This window comes from Burkholderia sp. DN3021, from assembly GCF_049805555.1.
In the GTDB taxonomy this organism is placed as follows: domain Bacteria; phylum Pseudomonadota; class Gammaproteobacteria; order Burkholderiales; family Burkholderiaceae; genus Burkholderia; species Burkholderia pyrrocinia_C.
In genome coordinates, this window is the sequence record NZ_JBNCAB010000088.1 from 1 (window position 1) to 15,519 (window position 15,519).

At 64.8% G+C, this 15,519-nt stretch carries 17 protein-coding genes; 9 read left to right on the forward strand and 8 right to left on the reverse strand.

Annotated features, from left to right (window positions below; genetic code table 11):
* Positions 1–60 precede the first annotated feature (60 nt).
* Positions 61–864: a fimbria/pilus outer membrane usher protein gene (locus tag ACPUER_RS30065; protein ID WP_425132884.1), complete on the forward strand. Its 804-nt coding sequence runs from the start codon at positions 61–63 to the stop codon at positions 862–864.
* Positions 861–1,316, forward strand: coding sequence for a Csu type fimbrial protein (locus ACPUER_RS30070; protein WP_175958758.1), 456 nt, complete (start codon positions 861–863; stop codon positions 1,314–1,316). The genes ACPUER_RS30065 and ACPUER_RS30070 overlap by 4 nt, the downstream gene beginning before the upstream one ends.
* Before the next feature lie 162 nt (positions 1,317–1,478).
* Here ACPUER_RS30070 and ACPUER_RS30075 read toward each other — a convergent pair whose 3' ends face one another.
* On the reverse strand, positions 1,479–2,042 hold the full coding sequence (locus tag ACPUER_RS30075) for a hypothetical protein (RefSeq protein WP_425132885.1): 564 nt from the start codon (positions 2,040–2,042) through the stop codon (positions 1,479–1,481).
* Positions 2,043–2,209: 167 nt separating this feature from the next.
* On the opposite strand from ACPUER_RS30075, the gene ACPUER_RS30080 reads away from it, so the two are divergent.
* Together ACPUER_RS30080 and ACPUER_RS30085 are read left to right on the forward strand one after the other, a co-directional pair.
* Entirely contained in the window at positions 2,210–2,440 is a 231-nt protein-coding gene (locus tag ACPUER_RS30080; protein ID WP_175958759.1) for a hypothetical protein, read from the forward strand.
* Positions 2,441–3,091: 651 nt separating this feature from the next.
* Positions 3,092–3,304 (forward strand): hypothetical protein, encoded by a 213-nt coding sequence (locus ACPUER_RS30085; protein ID WP_175958760.1) that lies wholly within the window; start codon positions 3,092–3,094, stop codon positions 3,302–3,304.
* Between the two features lie 105 nt (positions 3,305–3,409).
* On the opposite strand, the gene ACPUER_RS30090 is transcribed toward ACPUER_RS30085, so the two are convergent.
* Complete coding sequence (locus ACPUER_RS30090; RefSeq protein ID WP_425132886.1) at positions 3,410–3,709, reverse strand: NUDIX hydrolase; 300 nt, start codon at positions 3,707–3,709, stop codon at positions 3,410–3,412.
* A 261-nt stretch (positions 3,710–3,970) separates the two neighbouring features.
* On the opposite strand from ACPUER_RS30090, the gene ACPUER_RS30095 reads away from it, so the two are divergent.
* Entirely contained in the window at positions 3,971–4,210 is a 240-nt protein-coding gene (locus ACPUER_RS30095) for a hypothetical protein (protein WP_175958761.1), read from the forward strand.
* A gap of 481 nt (positions 4,211–4,691) precedes the next feature.
* Here the strand turns inward: ACPUER_RS30095 and ACPUER_RS30100 are convergent, their stop codons facing one another.
* The 4 genes from ACPUER_RS30100 to ACPUER_RS30115 form a co-directional block, all read right to left on the reverse strand.
* Positions 4,692–5,009: a hypothetical protein gene (locus ACPUER_RS30100; protein WP_072436892.1), complete on the reverse strand. Its 318-nt coding sequence runs from the start codon at positions 5,007–5,009 to the stop codon at positions 4,692–4,694.
* 240 nt (positions 5,010–5,249) lie between these two features.
* On the reverse strand, positions 5,250–5,606 hold the full coding sequence (locus tag ACPUER_RS30105; protein ID WP_425132887.1) for a hypothetical protein: 357 nt from the start codon (positions 5,604–5,606) through the stop codon (positions 5,250–5,252).
* A gap of 464 nt (positions 5,607–6,070) precedes the next feature.
* Positions 6,071–7,459, reverse strand: coding sequence for a uracil-xanthine permease family protein (locus ACPUER_RS30110; protein ID WP_175958762.1), 1,389 nt, complete (start codon positions 7,457–7,459; stop codon positions 6,071–6,073).
* Positions 7,460–7,618: 159 nt separating this feature from the next.
* Positions 7,619–8,578, reverse strand: coding sequence for a LysR substrate-binding domain-containing protein (locus ACPUER_RS30115; protein WP_425132888.1), 960 nt, complete (start codon positions 8,576–8,578; stop codon positions 7,619–7,621).
* Between the two features lie 103 nt (positions 8,579–8,681).
* Between ACPUER_RS30115 and ACPUER_RS30120 the strand changes: the two genes are divergently transcribed.
* Entirely contained in the window at positions 8,682–9,419 is a 738-nt protein-coding gene (locus ACPUER_RS30120) for an SDR family oxidoreductase (protein ID WP_425132889.1), read from the forward strand.
* A gap of 43 nt (positions 9,420–9,462) precedes the next feature.
* Here the strand turns inward: ACPUER_RS30120 and ACPUER_RS30125 are convergent, their stop codons facing one another.
* Positions 9,463–10,440, reverse strand: coding sequence for a LysR substrate-binding domain-containing protein (locus ACPUER_RS30125; RefSeq protein ID WP_425132902.1), 978 nt, complete (start codon positions 10,438–10,440; stop codon positions 9,463–9,465).
* Positions 10,441–10,573: 133 nt separating this feature from the next.
* On the opposite strand from ACPUER_RS30125, the gene ACPUER_RS30130 reads away from it, so the two are divergent.
* From ACPUER_RS30130 to ACPUER_RS30140, 3 genes are all read left to right on the forward strand, one after another.
* A complete protein-coding gene (locus ACPUER_RS30130) occupies positions 10,574–11,290 on the forward strand; it encodes an SDR family oxidoreductase (protein WP_175958765.1) in 717 nt (238 codons plus the stop codon).
* Positions 11,291–11,524: 234 nt separating this feature from the next.
* On the forward strand, positions 11,525–11,860 hold the full coding sequence (locus ACPUER_RS30135) for a putative quinol monooxygenase (RefSeq protein WP_425132890.1): 336 nt from the start codon (positions 11,525–11,527) through the stop codon (positions 11,858–11,860).
* The gene (locus tag ACPUER_RS30140; RefSeq protein WP_425132891.1) at positions 11,857–13,014 is read left to right on the forward strand and encodes an iron-containing alcohol dehydrogenase; all 1,158 of its coding nucleotides are present in this window, start codon (positions 11,857–11,859) and stop codon (positions 13,012–13,014) included. The genes ACPUER_RS30135 and ACPUER_RS30140 overlap by 4 nt, the downstream gene beginning before the upstream one ends.
* A gap of 294 nt (positions 13,015–13,308) precedes the next feature.
* Here ACPUER_RS30140 and ACPUER_RS30145 read toward each other — a convergent pair whose 3' ends face one another.
* Complete coding sequence (locus ACPUER_RS30145) at positions 13,309–15,489, reverse strand: ornithine decarboxylase (protein WP_425132892.1); 2,181 nt, start codon at positions 15,487–15,489, stop codon at positions 13,309–13,311.
* Positions 15,490–15,519: the final 30 nt, after the last annotated feature.

A 15,519-nucleotide genomic window follows, 5' to 3' on the forward strand; every position in this document is an offset into this window, starting at 1 on the left:
CTTCATCAATCTGATTCCCATTACATCTGATGGGAATCAGATTGCCGGTGCCGCGCCCTCATGAACAGACGGTACGTGTCGAGCGCTTACATTAGTGCCAGCGTGGGATCCGGGTCGAGCGGCGGCTACCGGCAGGTGCAGGCGGCGCAGTCACCGGTGACGATCGGCGACTGGGGTTACCAGCTCTATGGCTCCGACGGCAATTCCAGCCACGAGTTCGCCCAGTTGCAATACAAGTCGCCCTGGGCCCTGCTCACGGCCGGAGCTGACCGCGTCGACGGGCAGACATCGCTGCGGCTGGAATCCCAGGGCGCGGTCTCGTTCGTAGATGGCGGCCTGTTTGCTTCCAACACGATCGAGGACAGCTTCGCCGTGGTGGACACCGACGGACTGGAACATGTCCGGGTCTTGTACGAGAATCGCGACGCGGGCCGCACTAACTCCGCAGGGCGGCGGCTGGTGCCCGATCTGCGTTCCTTCGATGTCAATCACATCGGCATAGAGCCAACCGATATCCCGCCGGACGCCGCGATTGCCTTCACCACGCGGGAAGTGCGGCCCCAGGACCGCTCCGGCGTCGTGGTCAGGTTCCCGGTGCAGATCAGCCATGGCGCATTGCTGCGGCTGGTCGACGAGGCTGGCACGCCGGTGGCGGTCGGCAGCACCGCCACGCTGCGGGCGACGGGTACCACCGTTCCCGTCGGCTATGACGGCAACGCGTATGTCCTGGACCTCGATGCCCACAACGAACTTGACGTCGAGCGGCCGGACGGGCGGCGCTGCAGTGTCGCCTTCGACTACCGGCCTGTGCCCGGCGATATCCCGACGATCGGGCCATTGCCTTGCCGGGAGCAGAAGCCGTGACGCGCAGGCTCGCCCTGGCGGCGCTGATACTGCTCGCCCCGGCGGCGGGACAGGCCGCCTGCACTGTGTCCGCCTCGGGCCTCGCGTTCGGCGTGTACAACCCAACCTTCACCACGCCCACCGATAGCACCGCCACGGTAACGCTCAGTTGCAGCGCCGCGTCCGGCACCGGCGCCTACGCTATCGCGCTTGGCACGGGCGGTGGCGGTAGCTATGCCGGGCGCAGGATGAGCAGTGGCAGTTCCATCCTGCCCTACCAGCTCTATTTGGACGCCGCACACAGCCAGATCTGGGGCGACGGTACCGGCGGCAGTTCCATCGTTACCGGCACGGATAACATTCCGCAAGTGGGCGGCACCTCGACCTACCAGGTGTATGGCCGAATCGTTGCCAGGCAGGCAGTCAGCCCCGGCGCCTATACCGACGTCATTGTGGTGACCGTGACGTATTGATTGACGGAACGCTGGACAGGCGTGGTCATTCACGGGAGATGAACGAGGTTCATGCTTATGCTCTGCAGAGCATAAACGCTTTCAGGCACCGTTCCCGGTTATGTCCAGCTCGTCGACCGGTGTCCGGCAGCGGTGGATCGCCGGCGACGAAACTGTAGATAATCAGAGCTGTTTCAGGAAAGCGAGCACGCTGTCGGAAGGCTTGAACCGGAACGGGGCGGCTTCTGCTGGCGCCAGTTTCTCGAGTGCCCGCTGCTTCGTCGCCAGATCGGCATTCGGACCGTAGTGCTTGATGGCGCCGTGATCGGGCGGCAATCCCTCGTTGCTGCCGGCGCAGTCGTCAAGACCAGGAGAGTATTTTCCGAGCGCGCATTGATTCTTTGATCCTCCGCCAAGGTAGTGCGCTTGCTGTCCGATGACGAAATCGCGCGCGTGCCGAAGAATATTCTTCTCTACGCGATACATCGGATACCGAAATATCGAGGGTCCATTGTATAGGATCGGCTGATCGGAGGACCAACGGAAAGCGGTATTGACGCCCGGACGGCGTAGCCGATGTTGGGGAGTCGGCGGCAGGCGTTGCTCCCTGCAACTCAGGACACTGGAGTATCGTGTCCGACGCCAGCTACGCTCTTCATTGAACGGATCAAGCGACGACAGCGCCGCGCTGCCATCCGATCCGGAGTCGAAATTACAGGGTTCAGTGTTGACAAAAATGATATCCACTGTTTGGTGCGAAATATTGAATTGTTTTAAGGAATGGTAAAAAATTAGCAAATCCGTATTTAGGGTAAACGATAGAGCGTTTTCTGCATTTGAGTTAAAAAAATTTCCTAAGATGATTTGGCGGTGCCTATCTCTTTGTCTGCAATTTTTCGCTCTGGATAATCGACATGCGCACTATTGCCAAGATTCTCTTTCCGGCCTTGATGGCCTGCCTTGTTTTCAACGGAGAAGCTGGTGCCGCCGAAAAATCTTTCTGCTATTACCATCACAATTGTCCCGCAGACGGAAAGTTGCCGAAAGGTCAGCTGCCTGAGCAATACACCAAGCGGCAGTGCAAGAACGGCGGCGGAAAGAGTTGGGGCGACGGCCCGACGAGTTGCGAGAACGTGAACAAATGACGGGGCCGGGTGTTGAGGATCAACCTCAGAGGTGGCTACGCGAATTCAGACGGAGCCGCTTTCTGCTGGGCAGAACCGGCCGGTATGGAAAATCAGCGCGAGTTGCATCGCCGCCGGAGTCGCACGGGTTGGGCAGGACTGCACGCGGCGATTTCCATTACGAAGGCGAGCCCCCACCTCACTGAAATTCATGCCGGCTGGCGTCCGGCCGCCGGTCGAGAATGCGGCGACATAACGCAAGCGCAGGATGCGATAACCAGACACTCTAGCGCTGTCGAAGTACCTGTCCTCGTTTGCTTGGATGAGGGGCGTCCTGTATGTGACAACGTGTTCTCATGCTCGCCCCGGACATGGGTAAGATCATGGGTAGTCGCGATCCGTAGTGGTGGGAGTCTTACCTGGCAAGGCGTTGCCGGCAGCAGATTAAGTCTGCTGCCTTCAGTCATCCCGTTTTCCTGCGAATCGGCGTGCTTGACGGCGCGCACTTGCGCCGCGGCGCCGGCGCTGCACAGCGGCCGTAAACGAGAAAACTTGATCGGGAAAAGCACTGAAAGTTTGCGAATTATTTCCCGGCTATAGTGGAACCACTGGAGGTAGGCGCGGCGCGTATTTGCCGATACCGACCAGGTAATGACTGTAGACGGGTGCTGCATGAAAAATAAAATCGAAATGACCGCCGGACCGATCTGGGGTGTGGCTGCAGGATTGCTTCTTGCCGCCGCAGGACTGAGTCTCGGCATCTTCCCGACGTCCCTGCATAGCTCGGGAACCGCAAACGACTTCATGGCGTCCGGCGCGACGATGCTGGGCATCTTCCTCGTCGTTTATTCCACGCACGAGTTACGAAGAAAGCGCGCGCACTGAGCGGTCGCGCGGCCGCTGTGATCCACGAAAAAGCGACTCGGGCCGGCGACGGCTCGGGAATGCGCTTGTCCTCTATGCGCACGAGCCGCACGGGATTCGTGCGGGCTACGACTTGCGGATTTCGTGGTTATAGACGAGTTCGACGATTCGCTTCGTCGGGATGCTCGCGCGTAGTTCGTCGACGCCGTCGACGGGAAACCACCTGCATTTCTCGATCTCGTTGTTCGCTTGCGGCGTCTGGTCCGGGCCGACTTCCGTGAAGAACACGTGATGTGCCTTCGCGATTCCGGTGAATTGCATCGAGTAAACGAGAGTCTGGCCGGTCATGCCGGTTTCTTCGCATAACTCGCGATGCGCCGCTTCGAGCGGCGTTTCCCCGCGCTTGATCGTGCCGCCCGGTGCCAAGGCGGCATCTGCCGGAACCGCTCGATCATAAGGAAACCGGTTATGTCCAGAGTGACTTGTGCGAGCACCGGGAACCGACGGGTTGAATCCGAGATGCAAAACAAACCCGAGCGATCGGCACCGAAATTGCACCGATAAGTCAAAGCTGCTCGCAGCGAGCGAATAACCCGCGAATCGGCTGGAAATGGAGCGCTTACAGGAGGATTCGCCCGGGTATAGGGGCGCATACTTGAGCCCCCAATAACCAGACCGGACACGGCGATGACTACCCTAAGCATGCAAGCGATCGTTTGCGGCAAGACCATTCAGGTAGCCCTGATGACCGACACCGCGACGGCCAGTATTTTCGTGATGGACAACGATGACGGTTCTCATCAGCCGCAGATCATGAGGGTCCGCCAGTACCTTGATGCGGGTATGACGGATGAGGACGTCGTCCGTCATGTATTGAATATCGTTGTGGCCTCGATCGAGCGGCGTGGCCAGCTATGGGCGCACTGAACTTCTTCTGAACGGTCGTCTGCACGGGTCGTGCGCTGCCGCGGTTTGCTCGGAAGAGATTCGGTAAGGATGGCGAAACGTACTCGATGCAGGTGTCATGCCTGCGATCGGATCGGAAGCAATCCGCGATCGCGTCCGCCGTCAGGGACAAGCGCACGCCAGCAGCGATCTGGCCGGCTTCGAGGCGCGTGACGATGCGGTTGCATACGCGACAAAGCGGGTGGAAGGATGGCTGGCCGGTCCAGGTTGAAGGCAAAGCTTGCCTGGGGCGAGTCTCAACGGAGTTCGCTCGCTTCGACCGGGCTTTGCGCGACATCGCCCGTCTTCGGGCCCGGTGTCGATGCAGCTTGCGGCGTCAGGATCATGCCCGATGCATTCGCTCCACCTTTTGCAAGCGGCAACGATACGGAAGGGCACACAAAGGCGATGAAGATCAGGACGACGGCGCAGCTTCGGTTCGAGTTTCGGATCTGGAGGCGCGCTACCGCCTGGGGTGTTTCATCTCCTCGGCTTCCATTGCCGCGTTTCGTTCCTCACTCGCGGAAACAGGTTCCATGGCCTCGTCGATCGAAGCCAATGCATACTCGCAGGCCAGCTTCGTTTCCTCGACGTCGGCGTCGGGCTCCTCGTCGTCGTTGACGGGAGGATCGAGCATGTCCTTGAGCATCGTCGCCAGCTCCGGGGTGTCCCATGGTTCGCCCCGTTGTTCTTTCTTCCTGATGTAGTGCCGGATTTCCGCATCCTGTTCGGGCGTCAGTGGAAGGTGCCGGAAGGTGCTGTTTGGGTTGGCGTCAGTCATGATGTTGCTCCGAAGTCCGGCATGAGCCCGGTTTGGCTGCTTCCCGGGATGCATGCCGGAAAAACGATATGGATGACGAACCGACTCGCGAGTGAGGCCGGGTCAAGGCGACTCGCGCGACGGCCGCCGCCGCGGATACTGCGTTCGCCGAGCTGTTCTGCAGCCTGCAATCCGGCATTCAAGATGTGTTGGGTCCCGAATTGATGTGCAACCGAATTCTCGGACGTGCGTGGCAGATTCTTATTTGCGGAAGTTCGGATCCCGGATTCGATCGAGGCGAGCGGAAAGCTCGGTGATCTGGTATTCAAGTACCTTATTGCGCTCAAATCGTGTCCGGAGTGTGTCGAGCTTGACTCGCCAATACGCCGGATCGCTCACTGGCGATCGGTTCGTGAAGGCGTCGTGTGTTTGCTCGAGCAGTCCGATCGCTCCCCTAATATGAGCCAGTTCGCGCTCCACATCGCAGTACCAGCTCATGTTTTTCGACTCCCGGTTATGGTTCACTTCTTGGCTTGCTGCACGGCGAGCGCGTTTGATTTCACTCGGAAAGCCGCCGTGCGGGCCAATTTCGAGCGATGTTGTCGTCAGTGCCCGCACGTAAAATCTCGACCACTGTGACGAAGCCGGCGGCGTCGTCATGCGGGCGGCCGTTCTGCGCCGGCACATGGGGACAAATGAGCGGGCAATATGCGATTCCACGATAGAGACGCACGCTCATGACGAGCTTCTGAACGTTCGATCGCGACGAATCGCGGGACGAACGCGTCCGGCCAGTATCGCCAGTGTGGCGCGACGGGGTAGGGCGAAAGGCGTAACGCTGCGTGCGAACGTGAGCGCGATGCAGCAAGAGTGGGAGATGGAGGGCGAGCAGTCGAACGGCTCACGAATGCCCTGATGAGTTCATCATACGCGCGTCGCCCTTCGGGTGGCCATCTTATTTCGGGCGACGCGGATTGCCCCTGGTGCGAGGCTGTGGCTGTCTGGCGCGGTCGGATTGAACCGGCTTGCGGGCTGGCCGACGCGGTGCCTGAAACACCGCGCGGTTGCCGCGCATTCCGTCCTTACTTCTTTTCCGGCAGGAACCAGTTCATCACGAGCGCGCAGATGCCGCCCGTTGCGACGCCCGATTCCAGTACGTTCTTCAGCGCGTGCGGCAGGCTGTTCAGAATGTCCGGCACCTGCGACACGCCGAGGCCGAGCGCCAGCGACACCGCGATGATCAGCAGCGCGCGGCGGTCGAGCTGGACGCCCGCGAGAATGTTGATGCCCGATGCGGCCACCGCGCCGAACATCACCATTGCCGCACCGCCGAGCACCGGCTCCGGCACGGCCTGCAGCACGCCGGCGACGACCGGGAACAGGCCGAGCACCACCAGCATCCCCGCGATCCAGATGCCGACATGGCGGCTCGCGACGCCGGTGATCTGGATCACGCCGTTGTTCTGCGCGAACACGGAGCTCGGGAACGTATTGAACACGCCGGCCAGCAGCGAGTTCGCGCCGTTGACGAGCACGCCGCCCTTGATTCGTTGCATCCACACCGGCCCTTCGACCGGCTCGTTCGAGATCTTGCTGGTGGCGGTGACGTCGCCGATCGCTTCGAGCGACGTGACGAGGTAGATGATCAGCATCGGCACGAACAGCGACCACGAGAAGCCGATGCCGAAATGCAGCGGTGTCGGGACCTGGAACAGCGCGGCCTGGTGCATGCCGGTGAAGTCGAGGCGGCCGAGGAACGCAGCCGCGAGGTAGCCGATCGCGAGCGCGATGACGAGCGCGGTGCTGCGCACCCAGACGATCGGCACGCGGTTCAGCAGGATGATCGTGCCGAGCACGAGACCGGACAGCGTCAGGTTCTCCGCGCTCGCGAACGTGCCCTTTGCCATCGCGCCAAAGCCGCCGCCCATGCTGATGAGGCCGACCTTGATCAGCGTGAGGCCGATCAGCAGCACGACGATGCCGGTGACGAGCGGCGTGATCAGGCGCTTCACGAACGGCAGGATGCGCGACACGCCCATCTCGACGAACGAACCGGCCATCACGACGCCGAAGATCGCGGCCATCACGGTCTCGACCGGCGTGCCCTGCTTGACCATCAGGCTGCCGCCCGCGATCAGCGGGCCGACGAAGTTGAAGCTGGTGCCCTGGACGATCAACAGGCCGGCGCCCAGCGGGCCGAAGCGCTTGCACTGGACGAAGGTGGCGATGCCGGAAATCACCAGCGACATCGACACGATCAGGGTCGTATCGCGGCTGGACACGCCGAGCGCCTGGCAGATCAGCAGGCCGGGCGTGACGATCGGCACGATGATCGCCAGCAGGTGCTGCAGCGCGGCGACGAAGGCGACCGTCGGCGCGGGCCGGTCGTTCGGGCCGTAGACGAGGTCGCGGGCCGATTCTGCGGCGGCGGCGCCGTGGGAGGCGGGTTGGGCGTGGGAGGCGGGTTGCATGGCGAGCGGGCCGGACAAGGTGGAAAGTGCGGCATTTTAGCCGAAGGGCCCGCCGGCGCCGCCGGGGCGCGCTGCAATGGCGGGGATTCGACGGCGCGGGGAAACGGCGACGGATCGGCGCCCGGGCGCCCGGGCGGCCGTGACCGTGGCAGCCGTCGGTCAGCGGGCCTGCCGCGACACGATTGCGGCTGACGTCATGGTCGCCGTTGTCGTCGCGCTGAACCCGGGCAGTTCCGGAATCCGCTGCTCCATGAACTGGAGGAACGTGCGGGTCCTGAGCGGCAGATACCGGCGCGACGCATACACGAGGTGCAGCGCATGCGGCGGAATCATGTCCCACTTCGGCAGCAGCCGGACGAGCCGCCCGGTGTCGATCAGGTCCTGAACGAGCCACGCCGGCGCGCTGCCCACTGCGTTCCCGGCCAGGAAGCATTCCCGCAGCGCGATCGAGCTGTTCACGCGATACCGCCCGTGTACCGGAACGGCGATTTTCTCGTCGCCCCGCACAAATTCCAGTTCGCTGCCGATGATGTCCGCGCGCGCGTATCCGACATACTCATGCTTCGCCAGGTCTTCCGGCCGGCGGATCCTCGGCGCCTGCGACACATACGCCGGCGCGGCCACCAGCAGACGCGGCGACGACGCGATGTTGCGCGCGATTACATCCGGCGGCAGCACGTGGCCGAGGCGAATGGCGACGTCGACGCCTTCCTCGACCAGATCGATCACGCGATCGGTCAAATGAAGCTCGACGTCGATTTCAGGCCACGCTGCGAGGAATTCGAGCATGAGCGCGTTCAGCCTCAGCTCGCCCAGCCCCAGCGGCGCGTTGACGACCAGCTTGCCGACCGGCCGCAGCGCTTGCCCGCGCACCTCGGCCACCGCGCTTTCGTATTCGTCGAGCACGCGCTTGCAGCGGTCGTAGAACCGCCGGCCTTCGTCGGTCGGCGCGAGGCTCGTCGTCGAGCGTTCGAGCAGGCGAACGCCCAGTTCCCGTTCGAACGCGGCGACGATCTTGCTGATCGTCGGCTGGCCGGTACCTTCCTCGCGAGCGATCGCCGAAAAATTGCCCAGCTCGATGGCGCGGACGAACACGCGCATGGATCGCAGCGAATCCATCTTATTCCTTTATGGAATGAACCCTATTCAAGTCTCCCACGTTCCGGCGCAATGGAGAATGACCTAACGTTCGCGAACCTTCAATCCCTGATGAGGAATCGACATGAACGAGGCACTGCAATCTTCGACACTGGACGGCGCGCACGTCGTGATATTCGGCGCGAGCTCCGGAATCGGCCTCGCGGCCGCAGCGGCCGCGAAGGCGAGGGGCGCCGCTGTCACGCTGGTCGGCCGGACCCGCGCGAAGCTCGAGGCCGCCGCGCTGGCGATCGGCGGCGCGCGCATCGCGGTGGCCGATATCGCTGACAGGCACGCGGTGCAGGCCATATTCGATGCGATGACGCGCGTCGATCACCTCGTCGTCACGGCCGGCCGGTTCATCGCCGGCAAGCTGGGCGAGACCGATCCCGATCATCTGCTCGCCGCGATACAGGAGCGCATTGCCGGGCCGGTCTACGCGATCCGGGCCGCGTTGCCGCTGATGCCCGCGACCGGCTCGATCGTGCTGACCGGCGGGCAACTGTCGGATCGTCCGTCCGCGCAAGGTACGTCCGTGATTGCCGCCGCCGTGCGTGGCGTCGAAGCGCTGGCGCAGTCGCTCGCGCTGGAACTGAAGCCGATTCGCGTCAACGTCGTCGCGCCCGGTTTCGTCGAGACGCCGCTTTACGACGCGTTCGGCCCGGAAGCGCGCGATGCGATCCTCGCGGGAGCCGCATCGGCGCTGCCGGGCGGCCGCGTCGGTCGCGCCGACGAAATCGGGGAGGCGATCGCATTCCTGCTGGGCAACGGCTTCATGAATGCCGAAATCCTGCACATCGACGGCGGCGGCCGGCTGGTCTGACCCGTGCGCGTCGCGCGGGCCGGCTTCGGGTACATGCGCGGCGTCAGCCGGCCGTGCGTGTTTTCGTGCTGCGTGCCGGTGTGCGTGGCGCGCGGGAATCCGGATACGCGCGCTGGCAGACCGCAATCACCGCGTCGCGCAGGCGGCGATGGACGGGATCGCCGTGATTGCGCGGATGCCATAGCGCGGCGACGAGGATCGCGGGCAGGCGGACCGGGATCTCGAAGCTGCGTAGCCCGAGGGCTTCCGTGAGCCCCGGTGTGAACGCGTTGCCGAGGCTCGAGCGCGGCACCAGCGCGATCAGGTCGGTGCTGGCCGCAACACGCATCGCATCGGGGTAGCCGGGGACGACGACGTGCACGGTCTGGCCCGGCCCGGATCGGTCGGTCGAATCGTCGGCCGGTCCGCCGAAATCGCCGAGCTGCGATGCGATCACGTGACGGCAGGCTGCGTAGCGCGCGGGCGTGATCCTGGCCGACGCGAACAGCGGATGTCCGGCGCGCGCCACCGCGACGTGCCAGTCGTGACCGAGCATGCGTGTGTGCAGCTCGGGCGCGTCGTCGCCGCGCTTGCCGATTTCCAGATCGACGGTGCCGTCGCGCAGCGCCTGCGGATCGCGGTCGGGCTTGGGCACGAAGCGGATGCGCACGTGCGGCGCGACTTCGCCGATCGCGGCGACCACCGGGCCGGACAGCATTTCCATGAACGACGCCGACGCGCGAATGGTGAACGTGGATGCGAGCGTCGCCATGTCCACGTCGGCCGTCGCCGGCCGCAGCACGGCGCGCGCGTCGCTCGCGATCGCATGCACGCGGTCGCGCAATGCGGCCGCGTGCGGCGTCGGCACGAGCTTGCGCCCGGCGCGCACGAGCAACGGGTCGCCGGTGGAGAGCCGCAGCCGCGTGAGCGTGCGGCTCATGGCGGACGTGCTCAGGCCAAGCCGGCGCGCCGCGCCCGTCACGCTGCTTTCCGACAGCAGCGCGTCGAGCGCCGTAACGAGATTCAGGTCGATGTCTTCCATGCGGACAGGATACGCCACTGCGCGGTCTGGCATGGCGTTCAATGCAACTATCGATTGCATCTGGTGCGTCTGGTGCATGGTCCGGTGCGCGCCTATAGTGGGCGCATCGTGAAACCCGGCAAAGGCGGCAACCATGCAATCGACCATATCGAACCCCAACGCACCCTCGATCCTGCTCGTCGCGGCTTCGCGCGGCCTCGGGCTTGCGATGGCGGAGCAATTCCTGAACAAGGGCTGGAACGTAACGGGCACCGTGCGTGAAGGATCGGGACGCACGAAGCTGCACGACCTGGCGGACCGCTTCGACGGCCGGCTCGGGATCGATACGCTCGACATCTGCGAGCCGGCGCAACTGGCGGCGCTGCGCGAGCGCCTGTCGGGCAGGCGCTTCGACGTGCTGTTCGTGAATGCGGGGACGACCAACGACCCGAACGAAACGATCGGCGAAGTGACGACCGACGAATTCGTGCGCGTGATGATTACGAATGCGCTTGCACCGATGCGCGTGATCGAGGCGTTGCAGGATCTCGTGACCGCGCACGGCCTGATCGGCGCGATGTCGTCGGGGCAGGGCAGCGTCGCGAACAACGTCAGCGGGATGCGCGAGGTCTATCGCGGCAGCAAGGCCGCGCTGAACCAGTTCATGCGCAGCTTCGCGGCGCGCCAGGCCGACACGCCGCGCGCGCTGGCGCTGATGGCGCCCGGCTGGGTCCGCACGGAGCTGGGCGGGCCCGATGCGCGCCTGACCATCGACGAGAGCGTGCCGAGCCTCGTCGACGTGCTGATCGCGAAGCGGGGGCGCCCCGGGCTCGAATACCTCGACTATCTGGGGCGGACGGTGCCGTGGTAGTCGTCGGCGTGTCGGTGGGCGGATGGTTACGAACCGACGCGTCGTGAATATGCAGCGAGATTCGACATGTTTTTCGCAGTTCGGTCACGGCGCTGCGAAGGTATTGCCGATTCAATACAATGCGACGACGAGTCAGTGACACGGTGTCGCGCCATCGCGTTTGAATCCCTCCGGTTCGCAGCGGATTGCGTGCGCCCCCGTCGCGACGGGCGTTTGTCGAACACGGAGCACCGCATGAACGAACCCTACCTCCAGGTCATCGCGCATTACTTCGCGAAGCCCGGCAACGGCGACCGCGTGATCGAACTGCTCGCGGAGCTCGCGCCCGCGACGCGCGCCGAGCCGAAGAATCTCGACTATGCGTATTTCCGGTCACCGGAAGATCCCGACCACATCGTGATCCTCGAGCGTTACCGCGACGCGGACGGCCTCGACGCGCATCGGGAAACGCCGCATTTCCAGCGCATCGGTGTCGGGGCGATCATTCCGTTGCTCGATCGCCGCGACGTGTCGCGCTACATGGTGCAGCCGGACACCGGCACGGCGACGCCACCGGGAGGCACTCGATGAACCCGTTTCAATTCCGTACCGTTCCGACGCAGATCGTCGATTTCGGCGCCGCGCGCCGGCTCGGCGCGTTGTTGCGCGAACGCTTTCCGGCGCTCGTGCGGCTGTGCGTCGTCACCGATGCGTTCCTGCATCGCAGCGGCGTGCTTGCGCCCGCGCTGGAGAGCCTTGCCGCGCACGGCTGGCAGGTCACCGTGATCGACGACGTGATCGCCGATCCGCCCGAGCATGTGGTGCTCGAAGCGACCGCGCGGGCCGTCGCGGCCGATGCCGAGATCGTGCTCGGCCTGGGCGGCGGTTCGTCGATGGACGTCGCGAAGCTGATCGCGGTGCTTGCGCCGGGGCAGCAGGCGCTGGCCGACATGTACGGCGTCGACAAGGTCGCGAGCGCGCGGCTGCCGCTCGTGCAGATGCCGACTACGGCCGGCACGGGCTCCGAAGTGACGGCCGTATCGATCGTCACGGTCGGCGAGGCGCGCAAGATGGGCGTCGTGTCGCCGCACCTGTTCGCGGACGTCGCGATCCTCGATGCCGAGCTGACGCTCGGCCTGCCGCGTGCGGCGACGGCCGCGACGGGCATCGACGCGATGGTGCATGCGATCGAAGCCTATACGTCCGCGCGGCTGAAGAATCCGGTGTCCGACATGCTGGCCGTGCACGCGCTGACGCTGCTGTCGCGCAACCTGCTCGCGGCCTGCGACGACGGCCGCAACCGCCACGCGCGCGAGTCGATGCTGGTCGGCGCGATGTTCGCCGGGCAGGCGTTCGCGAATGCGCCGGTCGCGGCCGTGCATGCGCTGGCCTATCCGGTCGGCGGGATCTTCCACGTGCCGCACGGGCTGTCGAATGCGCTCGTGCTGCCGCACGTGCTGCGCTTCAACGCGCCGGCCGCCGCGCCGCTGTACGCGGAACTCGCGGCGATCGTCGCGCCGTCGGCGACGGGCAGCGACGAAGCGAGAACGCATGCGCTGATCGCGGAGATCGACCGGCTGATCGTCGCGACGGGCATCCCGCGCACGCTGCGCGAAGTCGGTATCGGCGAGGGCGACCTGCCGAGGATGGCGTCGGACGCGATGCTGCAGACGCGCCTGCTCGTGAACAATCCGCGCGAGGTGACGGAGGCCGACGCGCTGGCGATCTATCGGCAGGCGTGGTGATGCGGCGGACGGGCGCAACGCCCGTCACGATACGCGTGCGGCCTGCCGCGCGGGCCACGTCGGGAAACATGCGCACGCCAGCGCGACGGCCGCGTGCCGGCATCCGGCCCACGGCGAGACGCGCAGCATCGCATCGTGTTCGATGAGCACGCCGCCAAACGCCGAACGCCGAACCGAGCGCGACGCCCGCATGCATCGCCAACACGTTGATGCCGACGCTCGCATCGGCCAGCGGCGACGCGCCACGGATCAGGTAGTTCTGCACGATCGGCGCGATGGAGACGAGCTGCGCGCTCAGGCCAGCGACGCGCTCGGGTGGTCGGCCACCACGTACGCCGATGCCTGCTTCGTGCCGTCCGGTTTCGTCTGCAGGTAGACGCCCTGAATCTCCGGCTCGAAACCCGGCAGCGCGTTGATCCCGGCTTCGAGCGCGCGGAAGTAGTCGAGCGCCGGGCCGCCCCACGCTTCGCCGGGCACCACGCAGAAGATGCCGGGCGGATAGGGCAGCGCGCCTTCGGTCGCGATCCGGCCTTCGATGCGATCGAGCGTGACGAGCTCGACGTTGTTGCGGATCAGCTCGGCATTCGCGGCCTGCGGCAGCATCGCCTGCTTCGGGAACTGCGCGCGCCGGAACATCTGCTTCTGCAGATGCTTCATGTCGTGGCTGCGGTAGAAATCGTGCATGCGCTGGCACAACTGCCGCAGGCGCATGCTGCCGTACAGCTCCGGATGCGCTTCGCACAGCGATGGAATTGCTTCGCGCAGCGGCGTGTCCTGGTCGAGATGGCGTTCGAACTGCGCGAGGTGCGCGACCAGATGCTGCAGCTTGCCGAAGCTCTCCGACGGCGTGAGCAGGAACAGGATCGTGTACAGGTCGGCCTTCTCGGGCACGACGCCGTGCTCGCGCAGGTAGCGCGCGAGGATCGGCGCCGGCGCGCCGAACGGCGCGTATTCGTGCGTGTCGCGATCGATGCCGGGCGTCGTCAGCAGCAGCTTGCATGGATCGACGAAGTACTGGTCGTTCGCATAGCCTTCGAAGCCGTGCCACGTGTCGGCCGGATGGAAGCGGAAGAAGCGCAGGTCGTCGACGATCTGCTCGGTCGGGTAGTCGGCCCACGGGCGGCCGTCGACATGCTGCGGAACGAACGGGCGGATCTGGCGGCAGGTCTTCAGCAGCAGCTTGCGTGCATCGACGCCGTGCGCGACGCAGTCGCGCCACAGTCGTTTGCCGGCCGGGCCCGCATGCATCTGCGCGTTGACGTCGAGCGCCGCGAACATCGGGTAGAACGGGCTCGTCGACGCATGGATCATGTACGCGTTGTTGAAGCGCCGGTGATCGCAGAAGCGCTTCTGCCCTTCGATATGGCTGTCCTTCTTGTGGATCTGCGACGTCTGCGAGAAGCCGGCCTGCTGCTTGTGCACCGACTGCGTGACGAAGATGCCGGGATCGTCGGGGCCGAGCGTCAGCATCAGCGGCGAGCAGTCCTGCATCATCGGGATGAACTGCTCGTAGCCGACCCACGCCGAATCGAACAGGATGTAGTCGCACAGATGCCCGATCCGGTCGACGATTTCCCGCGCGTTGTAGATCGTGCCGTCGTAGGTGCCGAGCTGGATCACCGCGAGCCGGAACGGGCGCGGCAGGTCGGCGCGCTCGGGCGCGACGTCGCGGATCGCGTCGCGAATGCGCGCTTCGCCGAGCGCCGCGCTGTCGACGCCGCCGATGAGGCCCCACGCGTTGCGCGCGGTTTCGAGGTAGACCGGCCGCGCGCCGGACACCACGAGCGCGCCGAGGTGCACCGACTTGTGGTTGTTGCGATCGAACAGCACGAGATCGTCGGGCGCGAGCAGCGCGCTCGTGACGACCTTGTTCGACGTCGACGTGCCGTTCAGCACGAACCAGGTCTTGTCGGCGTTGTAGATCCGCGCGGCGTTGCGCTGCGCTTCCAGCGCGGGGCCTTCGTGGATCAGCAGATCGCCGAGCCGGACGTCCGCGTTGCAGAGGTCGGCGCGAAACAGCGTCTCGCCGAAGAAGTCGACGAACATCCGGCCGAGCGGATGATTCGAGAAGAACTGGCCGCCCTGGTGGCCGGGGCAGTCGAACTCGACGTAGCCGCGCTGCACGTATTCGCGCATGACCTTGAAGAACGGCGGCAGCAGGTTCTCGCTGTAGATATCGGCGGCGGCTGAAATCTGCCGGCCGTAATAGTGGCGGCTGCCATGCCCGAGCTGGATCACGCCGCTCGCGCTCGGCAGGACCGACGGCGGCACTTCCTGGTCGGGCTCGACCGCGACGAAGAACGGAATCGCGAAGCCGGTTCTTTCGACCGTTTTCAGGATTTTCTGCGCCGCATCGATTCCGACGACGATTGCCGCGATATTCGTGAAATCGGTCTGAAATACGTCGACCTGTTCGTGCGTGGTGAGAAAGGCGCCAATCAGCGCCGGCTCGACTGCGATTTTCAACAGGCTCACGCGAACTCTCCGGTAAATGTGCGGAAACGG